Source organism: Vibrio makurazakiensis (assembly GCF_050337375.1).
Classification (GTDB): domain Bacteria; phylum Pseudomonadota; class Gammaproteobacteria; order Enterobacterales; family Vibrionaceae; genus Vibrio; species Vibrio makurazakiensis.
This window is the reverse complement of record NZ_JAKJSW010000119.1, coordinates 1-13,559: the sequence shown is the minus strand read 5'-3', so window position 1 is coordinate 13,559 and position 13,559 is coordinate 1. Positions and strand designations below refer to the sequence as shown.

General features: G+C 42.5%; 10 protein-coding genes. 6 read left to right on the top strand and 4 right to left on the bottom strand.

Annotation, left to right across the window (positions count from 1 at the left end; all coding sequences use genetic code 11):
* Positions 1-105: 105 nt before the first annotated feature.
* Positions 106-1,533 carry an ammonia-forming nitrite reductase cytochrome c552 subunit gene (gene nrfA / locus L4C33_RS13805; RefSeq protein ID WP_428813009.1) on the top strand — a complete coding sequence of 476 codons (1,428 nt, stop codon included), beginning with the start codon at positions 106-108 and terminating at the stop codon, positions 1,531-1,533.
* Between the two features lie 120 nt (positions 1,534-1,653).
* Here nrfA and L4C33_RS13800 read toward each other — a convergent pair whose 3' ends face one another.
* The 3 genes from L4C33_RS13800 to gyrA form a co-directional block, all read right to left on the bottom strand.
* Entirely contained in the window at positions 1,654-2,169 is a 516-nt protein-coding gene (locus L4C33_RS13800; RefSeq protein ID WP_428813008.1) for a hypothetical protein, read from the bottom strand.
* A gap of 166 nt (positions 2,170-2,335) precedes the next feature.
* Entirely contained in the window at positions 2,336-2,968 is a 633-nt protein-coding gene (locus L4C33_RS13795; RefSeq protein WP_428813007.1) for a TPR domain-containing protein, read from the bottom strand.
* A 149-nt stretch (positions 2,969-3,117) separates the two neighbouring features.
* Positions 3,118-5,754, bottom strand: coding sequence for a DNA topoisomerase (ATP-hydrolyzing) subunit A (gene gyrA / locus L4C33_RS13790; protein WP_428813006.1), 2,637 nt, complete (start codon positions 5,752-5,754; stop codon positions 3,118-3,120).
* Positions 5,755-6,012: 258 nt separating this feature from the next.
* On the opposite strand from gyrA, the gene ubiG reads away from it, so the two are divergent.
* From ubiG to yfaE, 4 genes are all read left to right on the top strand, one after another.
* On the top strand, positions 6,013-6,756 hold the full coding sequence (gene ubiG / locus L4C33_RS13785; protein ID WP_428813005.1) for a bifunctional 2-polyprenyl-6-hydroxyphenol methylase/3-demethylubiquinol 3-O-methyltransferase UbiG: 744 nt from the start codon (positions 6,013-6,015) through the stop codon (positions 6,754-6,756).
* 495 nt (positions 6,757-7,251) lie between these two features.
* Positions 7,252-9,534, top strand: coding sequence for a class 1a ribonucleoside-diphosphate reductase subunit alpha (nrdA, locus tag L4C33_RS13780; RefSeq protein ID WP_428813004.1), 2,283 nt, complete (start codon positions 7,252-7,254; stop codon positions 9,532-9,534).
* Positions 9,535-9,635: 101 nt separating this feature from the next.
* Entirely contained in the window at positions 9,636-10,769 is a 1,134-nt protein-coding gene (nrdB, locus tag L4C33_RS13775) for a class Ia ribonucleoside-diphosphate reductase subunit beta (RefSeq protein WP_428813003.1), read from the top strand.
* The gene (gene yfaE / locus L4C33_RS13770; protein ID WP_428813002.1) at positions 10,769-11,047 is read left to right on the top strand and encodes a class I ribonucleotide reductase maintenance protein YfaE; all 279 of its coding nucleotides are present in this window, start codon (positions 10,769-10,771) and stop codon (positions 11,045-11,047) included. Before nrdB ends, yfaE begins: the two co-directional genes overlap by 1 nt.
* Positions 11,048-11,106: 59 nt before the next feature.
* On the opposite strand, the gene L4C33_RS13765 is transcribed toward yfaE, so the two are convergent.
* The gene (locus L4C33_RS13765) at positions 11,107-12,348 is read right to left on the bottom strand and encodes a CinA family nicotinamide mononucleotide deamidase-related protein (RefSeq protein WP_428813001.1); all 1,242 of its coding nucleotides are present in this window, start codon (positions 12,346-12,348) and stop codon (positions 11,107-11,109) included.
* A gap of 206 nt (positions 12,349-12,554) precedes the next feature.
* On the opposite strand from L4C33_RS13765, the gene L4C33_RS13760 reads away from it, so the two are divergent.
* Positions 12,555-13,466 carry a DUF3943 domain-containing protein gene (locus L4C33_RS13760; protein WP_428813000.1) on the top strand — a complete coding sequence of 304 codons (912 nt, stop codon included), beginning with the start codon at positions 12,555-12,557 and terminating at the stop codon, positions 13,464-13,466.
* The last annotated feature ends 93 nt before the right edge of the window (positions 13,467-13,559 follow it).

Genomic DNA, 13,559 nt, shown 5'->3' with positions numbered 1-13,559 from the left:
ATATTATATTTTATGAATTAATATAAACGGGAACTCTCCAATTCTTGTTCGATATAGCAACCTCACAACGCTTGGTATAAAAATCAGTATATTGGAGATACCACTGTGAAAAAGCATTGGAGACAACATTCAATTGCCGCACTATTAATTGCTTGCGCTTCGTTTAGCGTCGCTAGTTTTGCTGCAACTGGAGAACAAACCATCGGTGATCCTCGAAATGATCAGTTCGAGAAAAACCATCCCGACCAATTTCAAACTTGGAAGCAGACTTCCGAAAGTGAAGCACTAGAAGATGCACTAGCTGAAGACCCGAACATGGTCATCATGTGGGCGGGTTATGGCTTTGCGAAAGATTATAATAAAGCACGTGGTCACTTTTACGCGTTAGATGATGTAAGACAAACATTACGTACTGGTGCCCCTACTGATGCAACTTCAGGCCCGATGCCAATGGCTTGTTGGAGCTGTAAAAGCCCAGATGTCGCTCGWGTAATTGAAGAGCGAGGAGAAGATGGGTATTTTGAAGGGAAGTGGGCACGTTTAGGAGCTGAAATTTCTAACCCTATCGGATGTTCTGACTGCCACGATACTAAAAGTGAAAACTTCAAAAATGGTGAGCCGGCTTTAAAAATAACTCGCCCTTATGTAGAAAGAGCTTTTGATACTATCGGTAAGAATTTTGACAACCAAAGTCGCTTAGATCAACAAGCTTCCGTTTGTGCCCAGTGTCATGTCGAATATTATTTCACAGGCCCTACCAAGGGTGTCAAATTCCCATGGGACAACGGTACTAAAGTTGAACAAATGGAAGAGTACTTCGATGAGATCGGCTTTAAAGAMTGGACGCACAAAGTCTCAAAAGCACCAATGCTAAAAGCACAACATCCGGGCTACGAAACATGGCGTGAAGGTATACATGGTAAGAATAAAGTCGCTTGTGTTGATTGCCATATGCCTAAAGTAACTAAAGAAGATGGGACGGTTTTCACTGATCATAAAGTAGGAAACCCATTCGACCGTTTCGAAGACACCTGTGCGAACTGCCATACCCAGTCTAAAGAAACTATGCGTGAGATTGTTTCAAGCCGTAAAGCTCAAGTACTAAACATGAAACTGACAGCGGAGAAACAAATCGTTGCCGCTCACTTTGAGGCCGGAGCAGCGTGGGAAGCAGGTGCGACTAAACAAGAGATGGAGCCAATCCTACTGGATATTCGTCACGCTCAATGGCGTTGGGACTACGCAATTGCTTCTCACGGCGTTCATATGCATGCTCCTGAGGTAGCACTTGAAGTACTAGGTACTGCTGTAGACCGTGCTGCTGATGCGCGAACTAAAATCATACGTTTGTTAGCGAAAAAAGGAATTACTGAACCGATTCAGATCCCAGATATCTCAACCAAAGTTAAAGCACAGCAAGCGCTTGGAATGGATATGGAGAAGATGAATTCAGATAAGAAACACTTCTTAGAAACTGTTGCACCAGAGTGGGACAAGCAAGCAGAGAAGCGTGAATCAGATTACAACTATTAATAGAAGCGGCCACGAGTAATCTGTTGTATTAAGCTATTCTGTTAACTGGCTATCGTATTCGATGCTTAAAAAATCAGCCAACTACGAAATGTAGTTGGCTGATTTTATATGTACTGTCATTTATGATTGAGCATTAGTATTTCTACCAAAAAATGGATCTACATCTGTTTCAAGCCCAGCCTGAACCATAATCGAATGACCCATCATATATTTAAACGTGTGAAGCGCTTCAGAACGGCTCAAACCGAAGCTGCCCGACAGGAATTCCACTACATTGTTGATGGCTTGCTTGGCAAAGCTACCATTTAGCCCTACCGTCGCATCCAGCATGATAAGAGCGGTATAGTGCCTTATCGCAGGTTTTAAGCACTCTAGAGTCCAGGTTTCCAGAAAAGTTTCTACGGAAGTAAGGTCTAGGAATGGCAGCATTTCCGGGAACGCTTTCCCAACAATACTATCGATGAATTCGGCATTTGAAGGGAAGTAACCTTGTATCGTACTTTTTCTATAACCAGAGACTTCTGAAAGACGTTGATATGTTAAACCATACCAACCACCTTCTTTAAAAACTTCCCAGACATGTGCATCCAATTCTTGAAATTTTCTTTGGCGCTCTTGCTCTGTTATCCGACCCATACTCACCACTTAAATGAAATTTCTTTGGAATACTAAGGAATATTAAACAGTCACAGTTTTGTTCTATGACCTTTATACTACCATTGTACTCAAAATTTAAATCGTATAAACGATGGTATAATTAATAAATTTGTTATCTACATATCATCAGCAACGAATTCAGTGGTTACGGGAGCATTGATTTGGCATGGTTAATGGAGTTAATCAATTTTACTCTATCGATTTCCTGCCTATTTGAATCAAGAATTTTAGTCCAAGTAGCTATGGCTTCCTGATATCGAAAGCTAATGAAATGGTCTGAAGCAATGAGCATCAAGGCAGCTTCATTGAACTCATCAAGGGCTAAAGATTTGTCTAGCAATTGCGTGACTTCTTTATCCATATGTTGGGATCGCACGTAATACAATGCGGTTGCTTTAGCTGTCAGTTGGTTTGGGGTCGCTTGCGGGCTTAGTCGAATAGCATAATCGAAACTGGTCAGAGCAGATTCAAACTCCCCTTTTGCTAGATATACATTCCCGATGTTAAACCACACTTCACTTTGGTTTGGGTTATTTCTCAAACTTTCCTGAAGTGTCTCTACATAATCTTGTGAAGATTGTGGGCCAGCGACTATAGAGGACTCTTTATTCGGCATATCAGGCTTAACTACTGTCCATATCAATATACTGCTTAGTATTACACCTACAGTAAAAAGTAAGTTACGACTCTTTTGCTTCGTCTTCTTTGTTGCCGAATACACAATGCATAGTGCAAAGGCGCTCATTCCTGTTAATGCTATCCACAACCAAATTTGCATTTACCTACCCCATTAAATTTCACTTAAATAGTTATACCAAGGAAACAACTTCAGTCGGGGTTTAATCAACAGACTCATAATCATGATCAAATTTCAGGTATAAAAAAACCGAGCGGTTAGGCTCGGTTTTTCAGAATCTAAGTCAGAAATTATTCTGAGTCAGCTTCATCTTCATTTGGCGTTTCAGCTGCAAGAGCGTCTGAACCTTCCGCTTGAACCTGTTCACCTTCTTGAGTTTCCTCATCAAGGATTTCAGCTTCTTCTACTTCATCGATACGTTGTAGACCTACAACATTCTCGTCTTCAGCAGTACGGATTAGAGTTACACCTTGCGTATTACGGCCAACTTGGCTTACTTCCGCTACGCGAGTACGCACTAACGTACCTGCATCGGTGATCATCATCATTTCATCGCCTTCTTCAACTTGAACAGCACCAACAACTGGGCCATTACGATCGGAGACTTTGATTGATACAACACCTTGCGTTGCACGGCCTTTCGTTGGGTATTCAGCTAGTTCTGTACGCTTACCGTAACCGTTTTGAGTAACAGTTAAGATATCGCCTTCATTAGAAGGAACAATCAGTGAAACCACTTGATCATCTTCTGGAAGCTTCATACCGCGAACACCTGCTGCTGTACGGCCCATTGGGCGTACTTTGTCCTCGTTGAAGCGAACAACTTTGCCCGACTTCGAGAACAGCATGATGTCACTATTACCATCAGTAATATCAACGCCAATCAATGAATCATCATCACGTAGGTTAACTGCAATTAGGCCGTTAGCTCGTACGTTTGCGAATTGATCCAGTGATGTCTTCTTAACTGTACCGTCACCCGTTGCCATGAAGATGAACTTCTCATTAGAGAATTCAGAAACAGGCAGGATAGCCGTAATACGCTCACCTTCTTCTAGAGGAAGAATGTTAACGATCGGCTTACCACGAGCTGTACGGCTCGCTTGCGGTAGTTGATAAACTTTCAGACGGTATGTCTTACCACGCGTAGAGAAACATAGGATGTTATCGTGAGTATTAGCAACAAGCAGACGCTCAATGTAATCCTCATCTTTCATCTTAGTTGCACTCTTACCTTTACCACCACGACGCTGAGCTTCGTAGTCGCTTAGGATTTGGTACTTAACGTAACCTGCGTTAGAAAGCGTTACTACAACGTCTTCTTGAGCAATCAGCTCTTCCATGTCGATATCATGAACCGCTGCTGTGATTTCTGTACGACGCTCGTCGCCATAGATTTCACGTACCGCTTCAAGTTCTTCACGGATAACTTCCATCAAACGCTCAGTGCTTGCAAGAATATGCATTAGCTCAGCGATTTCTTCTAGAAGTGCTTTGTACTCATCTAGGATCTTCTCGTGCTCAAGGCCTGTTAGGCGGTGAAGACGAAGTTCTAGAATAGCTTGTGCTTGTGTTTCCGTTAGGAAGTATTGGCCATCGCGGATACCGTATTGGTCTTCTAACCAATCAGGGCGAGCCGCATCAGTACCAGCACGCTCAAGCATTGAAGCAACGTTACCAAGATCCCAACCACGAGACACTAAACCAACTTTAGCTTCTGCTGGTGTTGGTGCGCTCTTGATCAGTTCAATGATTTCATCAATGTTTGCTAGTGCTAGAGACAATGCTTCAAGGATGTGTGCACGATCGCGCGCTTTCTTCAGTTCGAAGATAGTACGACGAGTCACAACTTCGCGACGGTGGTCTACGAAGCACTTAAGCATGTCTTTAATGTTGAACAACTGTGGTTGACCGTTGTTCAACGCAACCATGTTGATGCCGAAAGTTGTTTGTAGCTGAGTCTGAGAGTAAAGGTTGTTTAGTACAACTTCACCTACTGCGTCACGCTTACATTCAATAACAATACGCATACCATCTTTATCAGATTCGTCACGCAGTGCACTGATGCCTTCAACTTTCTTATCTTTTACCAGTTCAGCAATTTTCTCGATCAGGCGAGCTTTGTTTACTTGGTAAGGGATCTCAGTAACGATAATGGTTTCTTTACCAYTCTTCTCTACTTCGATATCCGCTTTTGAACGCATGTAAACTTTACCGCGGCCAGTCTTATAAGCATCGATAATGCCTTTACGACCACTGATAAGTGCTGCTGTCGGGAAGTCAGGACCAGGGATATAGTCCATTAGCTCATCAATAGTAATGTCTTCATTATTGATAAATGCTAAACAGCCATCAACAACTTCACCTAGGTTATGAGGTGGGATGTTGGTAGCCATACCTACTGCGATACCAGAGGCACCGTTAACCAATAGGTTAGGAATTTTTGTTGGTAGAACTGCTGGAATTTGCTCCGTACCATCATAGTTAGGTACGTAATCCACAGTTTCTTTATCAAGGTCAGCCAAAAGCTCGTGTGCAATTTTCGCCATACGGACTTCCGTATAACGCATTGCCGCTGCTGAGTCGCCATCGATAGAACCAAAGTTACCTTGGCCATCAACTAGCATGTAGCGTAGCGAGAACGGTTGAGCCATACGTACGATAGTGTCGTATACAGCGCTATCACCGTGAGGGTGATATTTACCGATTACATCGCCTACTACACGAGCAGACTTTTTATATGCTTTGTTCCAATCATTACCTAGTACATTCATCGCGAATAAAACGCGGCGGTGTACTGGTTTTAGGCCATCACGCACATCTGGAAGAGCACGACCAACGATGACGGACATCGCGTAGTCTAGGTATGAACCTCTTAGCTCATCTTCAATGTTTACGGGCGTGATCTCTTTCGCTAGATCGCTCATAGAGCCATTTTCCCTCTATAGTCAGATCGTATTTTTGAATACGTATAAGACCGAAAAATATAACACAAATTTACCTACGGAGGCATCACTTTCCCTCTCCTTTTACCATCTTGTGACCCTTGTTGCTATTCAATTGACGAGAAATTGCACGCTACCTACATATCTTGCTGATACTTGGCTATTTTACAGTCAACAAAATAGCAAATTTGTAGAACTTCTGGTCAGCAAGAAAAGCCAAGTTATAATGCCTACAACTTCATGGATGCATTATTAAACTTGGAAATGCCGATTATGACCAAAACGCAAAACGTTGACCCAGCAGAAATTAAAAAATTCGAAGATATGGCGTCACGCTGGTGGGACCTCGAAGGCGAATTTAAGCCTCTTCACCAAATCAACCCGCTTCGCTTAAATTACGTGTTAGAGAAAGCTGATGGCTTATTTGGTAAGACGGTTTTAGATGTGGGTTGTGGCGGCGGTATATTGGCTGAAAGCATGGCGGTTGAAGGTGCAGTCGTAACAGGGCTAGATATGGGTAAAGAGCCGCTAGAAGTCGCTCGTCTACACGCATTAGAAACTGGTGCTAAGCTAAATTACATTCAAAGCACCATAGAAGACCACGCAGAGCAAAACCCGCAAACTTACGATGTGGTGACCTGCATGGAGATGTTGGAACATGTTCCTGACCCACAATCTGTGATTACAGCGTGTTCAAAATTAGTAAAACCGGGTGGCCATGTATTCTTCTCTACCTTGAACCGTAATTTCAAATCTTACTTATTCGCTATTGTCGGCGCTGAGAAGTTACTAAAGATTGTTCCAGAAGGAACGCATGAGCACGAGAAGTTCATTCGCCCAGCTGAATTAATCAAAATGATTGACCAAACCCCACTGCAAGAACTAGGGATTACTGGCTTACATTATAACCCGCTGACTGATACCTACCGCCTTGGAAGTAACGTAGATGTTAACTRCGTCGTACACACGCAAAACTTCATCTAGAAGCTCCAGCAAAACAAATCATTTATAACACCTAAAAAAGGTTGCAATTACCATAAATTTGCGACCTTTTTCAGTCTGTTTTTCGTGCTCTCGATTCCATTTTGACCACCTCTGATTTAAATTTAGCCAGCTAAAATCCATTGCCTTTTTTAGCTAAAGATCAAGAGATTTTTTTTTAGAACACCCCAAAATTAAACCAGCAGTAAAACGCTATTTTTATACAATCAAGTCTGAGCTAACCCCATCAGTTAGTAAGTACTAACTGTTTTTTTTCAAATTTGCAGTTATCCACAAGCCATCCCATTTATGTACCTTGAAAATTATCATCGATAGCACTATCTTGTAACGCAACAAGCAAATACCCCCTATATGTAGTGTTTAAGCTAAAATATATGGGGAGAGCAAGATCACAAAGCCGACATGTAATTTACAAAAATTACACAGAAATACACAAAAAAACGGCTTTAATCAGATTTGTTAGGGAAATAAAGCAGAATGAACCAACAACTTACTGTTACTAAGCGTAACGGTCGTAAAGAAGCGATTGATTTAGAGAAACTTCATCGCGTGATCACATGGGCAGCTGAAGGCTTGCATAATGTATCTGTATCACAGGTAGAACTGAAAGCTCATATCCAGTTTTACGATGGAATCACCACAACTGACATCCATGAAACTATCATTAAGTCAGCGGCGGATTTGATCTCTGAAGAGACTCCTGATTACCAATATCTAGCAGCACGCCTGGCAGTATTCCACCTACGTAAAAAAGCGTACGGCGAATATGAGCCACCTGCACTATATGACCACGTTGCAAAACTGGTTGATATGGGTAAATACGATAGCCACCTTATGGAAGACTACACGAAAGCTGAGTTTGAAGAGCTTGACGCGTATATCGACCACAAACGTGACTTAGACTTTTCTTACGCAGCGGTTAAGCAGCTTGAAGGTAAATACTTCGTGCAAAACCGTGTAACAAAAGAAATCTACGAGAGTGCTCAGTTCCTTTACATTTTAGTTGCTGCTTGTCTATTCGCTAAATACTCGAAATCGACTCGTCTTGACTACATCAAACGTTTTTACGACGCATCGTCTACGTTTAAGATTTCTCTACCTACACCGATTATGTCTGGTGTACGTACGCCTACTCGTCAATTCAGTTCTTGTGTTCTGATTGAGTGTGGTGACAGCTTAGATTCTATCAACGCAACCGCAAGCTCAATTGTTCGTTACGTATCTCAACGTGCTGGTATTGGTATCAACGCAGGTCGTATCCGTGCGCTTGGTTCTGAAATCCGTAATGGTGAAGCGTTCCACACTGGCTGTATCCCTTTCTACAAATACTTCCAAACAGCAGTAAAATGTTGTTCTCAAGGTGGTGTTCGTGGTGGCGCAGCAACAGTATTCTATCCACTATGGCACGGTGAAGTTCAGTCTCTATTAGTACTGAAAAATAACCGTGGTGTAGAAGAGAACCGTGTTCGTCACATGGATTACGGCGTACAGCTGAACAAGCTTATGTACTCTCGCCTAGTTCAGGGTGGCAATATCAGCCTGTTCTCTCCTTCTGACGTACCTGGTCTTTACGATGCATTCTTCGAAAACCAAGACCGTTTCGAAGAGCTTTACGTTAAGTACGAAAACGATCCTTCAGTGAAGCGTGAAACTGTTAAAGCGGTTGAGCTATTCTCTCTGCTAATGCAAGAACGTGCTTCTACTGGTCGTATCTACATTCAGAACGTTGACCACTGTAATACACACAGCCCGTTTGATTCTGAAGTAGCGCCTGTTCGTCAATCGAACCTATGTCTAGAAATCGCGCTTCCTACTAAGCCACTTTCTAACGTAGAAGATGATGAAGGCGAGATTGCACTATGTACGCTGTCTGCGTTTAACCTAGGTGCAATCAACGAACTAGACGACTTAGCTGAGCTTTCTGAGCTAGTAGTTCGTGCTCTAGATGCACTTCTTGATTACCAAGACTACCCGCTTCCAGCCGCACGTAAGTCGACAATGAACCGTCGTACTCTAGGTGTAGGTGTAATTAACTACGCATACTACCTAGCGAAGAATGGCGTTAAGTACTCTGATGGCAGCGCAAACGGCCTGACTCATCGTACTTTTGAAGCGATTCAATACCACTTGCTAAAAGCGTCTGTTGAACTAGCGAAAGAGCAAGGCCGTTGCCCATCTTTCCACGAGACCAACTACGCGAAAGGCCTTCTGCCAATCGATACTTACAAAAAAGACATCGACTTAGTATGTGAAGAGCCACTGCATTACGATTGGGATACTCTACGCGAAGAGATCATGGAGCACGGCCTACGTAACTCTACGCTAACAGCGCTTATGCCTTCTGAGACTTCATCTCAAATCTCGAATGCGACTAACGGTATTGAGCCACCACGTGGTTACGTATCAGTAAAAGCATCGAAAGACGGTATCCTTAAGCAAGTAGTTCCTGATTTCCTAAATCTTAAAGAGAACTACGAGCTACTTTGGAACATCGGTTCTAACAACGGTTACCTGCACTTAGTCGGCATTATGCAAAAGTTCGTTGACCAAGCTATCTCTGCAAACACTAACTACGATCCTAGTGTTTACGATAGCGGTAAGGTTCCAATGAAGAAGCTGCTTCAAGACCTGCTAACTGCTTACAAATATGGTGTTAAAACACTTTACTACCACAACACACGTGATGGTGCTAAAGACGACCAAGGTGACGCAGTACAAGTGCCGGAAGAAGATTGTGAAGGCGGCGGTTGTAAGATCTAAACCGCAACAAACATTAAGACCCCAGAGAAGTTATCTTCTCTGGGTTTAAAGCATTAACAGGATCCGTTTTATTGCGGGTCTTTAAAGGATTTGAGGCATTTATGGCTTACAGTACTTTTTCTCAACAAAAAAATGACCAACTAAAAGAACCGATGTTCTTGGGTCAGTCGGTAAACGTTGCACGTTACGATCAACAAAAATTCGAGATCTTCGAAAAGCTGATCGAGAAGCAGCTTTCTTTCTTCTGGCGTCCAGAAGAAGTTGACGTGTCTAGTGACCGTATCGACTACAACAAACTTCCTGAGCATGAAAAGCACATCTTCATCTCTAACCTGAAGTACCAAACGCTTCTAGATTCTATCCAAGGTCGCAGCCCTAACGTTGCCCTACTTCCTCTAGTATCTCTACCAGAAGTTGAAACTTGGATTGAAACTTGGTCTTTCTCTGAAACAATTCACTCTCGTTCATACACACATATCATCCGCAACATCGTGAATGATCCAGGTGTAGTGTTCGACGACATCGTTGAAAATGAAGAGATCCTTAAGCGTGCTAAAGACATCGCTTTCTACTACGACGACCTAATCAAGCTAACGGCTGACTACCACCGCTATGGTGAAGGCAACCACAGCATCAACGGCGAAGACGTTAAGATTTCACTTCACGACCTGAAGAAGAAACTTTACCTATGTCTAATGTCTGTAAACGCACTAGAAGCGATTCGTTTCTACGTGAGCTTTGCATGTTCATTTGCATTTGCTGAACGTGAGCTAATGGAAGGTAACGCGAAAATCATCAAGCTAATCGCTCGTGATGAAGCTCTTCACCTTACTGGCACACAGCACATGATCAACTTGCTGCRTAATGGCCAAGATGAYTTCGCCTTCATGCAAATCGCTGAAGAGTGTAAGCAAGATTGTTTTGACCTATTTAAAGAAGCGGCTGAGCAAGAAAAAGAATGGGCAGAATACCTATTCAAAGATGGCTCTATGATTGGTCTGAACAAAGATATTCTTTGCCAATACGTTGAGTACATTACTAACATCCGCATGCAGGCTGTTGGTCTAGGTACTGCTTACCCAGAAGCAACATCAAACCCAATCCCATGGATCAACGCTTGGTTGTCTTCTGATAACGTACAAGTTGCTCCACAAGAAGCAGAAATCAGTTCTTACCTAGTTGGCCAAATTGACAATGAAGTAAAAGCTGACGACTTTGAAGGGTTTGAGCTGTAATGCCAACAATCAAAATCAACAAGCTGACTTCTATCGAATCTAACCCTTCGAATACGCTATTGGAAACAATGGAACAAGCAGGGTTAGAACCAGAGTACAACTGCCGAGATGGGCACTGCGGCGCTTGTCGTTGCACATTAAACTCAGGTGAAGTTGAGTATGTTGGTTTTGCTATGGCTTACACACAGGGAGACGAAGTTTTACCCTGTATCTGTAAAGCGAAAACTGATGTTTCTTTGAGTAATGTGCTTTGTCTAAATAATAAAAAGCGCGCTTAAACAAATATTAAAAAGGCCAGCATAACGCTGGCCTTTTTGTATCCTCAGGAAAATCAAATTTAACTTTGTAGAACATTCGAAGGAATGAACATTTCTTTAATACGTTTTACTGAACTATAAGAGCCAAACATAGGCTTGTTTTCAAGGTGACGTCTCAGCATGTCTGCTGCAACAACACTGATCACTTTTCTAGCGTCTTCTCTACTAAAATCTCTGTAAAACTCAAGTACCTGGCCCCATTCCCCATTCTCACTAGATAGTGCAACAGTAAAACGGTTTTCTTCAAGTTTGCCTGTCACTAACGATAATTCAGTGGCGCACTTTTCTCTAGTCGCACCAGCTAATGCGAAAGCCGCAGCCAGTGGATCGCTCTCATCCAAATCAGGATTCTTTTGCTTAGCCATCACCCAAGCATGCCCACAACAACTCTCTATGTTGTCATCAGATTGAAGCCAAGATGATAAGTAACCTTTGGTTGATTGCTCAGATAAAGAAAGAGTTCGCTTTTGCTCTACCATCAAGTGGCCAAGGTGTGTCAGCATCGACTCATCGACACTTACGACATTAGCTTCCAATAGTTTATAAACCATTTGCAGTAGCTTAACTCTGGTTTCTAAACCTTGCTTTGGACCAAAAAGTTTCACCTCGATAAATGGTAGATAAGAGCGATAACCTAATTCGTAGCCCTCTGGTAACTTCAGCGGGTCTAAAGTATCAGAGATCCCTGATTCAGATAAGCCGAATGTATATAAACGGCTACACTCAGATGCGGCAACTTCAGGGTAAGTCTTTGCCAGGTCGGGTAAAATTTGCCCTTCGACCATCACTTTAAACTCACTAGGTACACCTGGAGTAAAATAGAAAACTGCGTCATTGATTTCCAGCTTAAACCCGCAAGCAGTGCCTACTGGGTTATCAACCATAATGGCAGTTTCTGGCAACATCGCCTGTTTTAAGTTGCTTTCGGGCATTGGCATACCACGCTTAGCAAACATGGATTCTAAACGAGTTAGCCACTCAGGAAACATAACGAGTTTTTCATCGGCCGCCAAAGCAGCGGCAGCAGCGCTAACATCATCAGTAGTCGGCCCTAAACCACCATTCACAATGACGACATCATAATTGAAGCTCAGCATCAGCAACTCTTCGACCAATGCATTCATTTGGTCGCCTACTGTTGAGCGTTTAGCCAAAGAAAAACCATGCTGATAAAATATTCCAGACATCCAGGCTGCATTTGTGTCTACAATGTCTCCATGAAGAACTTCTTCACCTGTGCTTAACATTGCAATTTTTATCATAATTATGTCCTTTGCCCTGCGGCTAATTCTTTGCGTCATAACAAATGAGTCTGTCATTTTAACACTTACCGAAATTCGGCGTGTTTAATGAGACAACCAACTATCCAATTAAGTTTCTGTTAATTTTAAATTTTTAGTTCCCATGAAACTTCATTTAATAGATAATTGTGACCCTGATCTATTATCAATTACTTTTGGAGCCCCTTGTGCCTAAATTCCCCGTGTTGAACAAAACTATTGCTGCATTGACTATGTTATTTACAGCTAGTTCTACCGCAAGCCAATATGACTTCGCGCAACACGTTGAGCTTTCGTACACTGTTGATTGCACACAAGAGTACTGCGTTAACGATAACTTGTATAGCTACTCACCTAGCAATACTTATGCCTTAAGTGAAGCAAGTGACGAGTACGATTTGTCTATCAGTGGTCAACCTAAATTCCTTACGGTTAGTGAAGAGAAAGATTGGGATTACTTAATGGGTCAAACATACACGATCCTTGGTTTAAGTGTTGCAACCGTTGGCCTAATGACTTTCCTTCCCGAAAGTATTACTAAGTGGGATGACGATCAGCGAGATCTAAGTCAACTGGGTTCAAAATGGAAAGATAACGTTTCAAGCGGCCCTGTATGGGATAGAGATGAACACTTCCTTAACTATGTCATGCACCCATATTTTGGCGGCGTTTACTACACAGCTGCACGACATGCTGGCTTTAACGAATTTGAATCTTTCATGTATTCTTGGACAATGTCGACCTTCTTCTGGGAATACGGTGTAGAAGCCTTTGCTGAAGTTCCATCATGGCAAGATCTTTTCATCACTCCTTTCTTCGGTGCCGTTGTTGGTGAACTGATGTTAGAAGCGGAACAAGATATCGTCTCTTCTGGTGGTGAAGTAATGGGTTCTGAGACTATGGGTGATGTATCTTTATTCTTCTTAAACCCTGTCGGCCACATCCACTACTGGGTAAGTGATGCTTGGGGCGGTGAAGCAGAAGTGAACTTCACAACGACACCTTGGGGTGAAAACCAAAGCGCAGCTARGTTTGCTTTGGACTCTGGAGCTACATACGATTCTCAATATTACGGTATGAATTTCAAAGTCACTTTCTAATACTGACTTACCGATATTAAATACTATCTAAGCGGCTCTTGAAGCCGCTTTTTTGTGCTCCAAGTATAACTATTCTCACTGTCCCCTCTGATT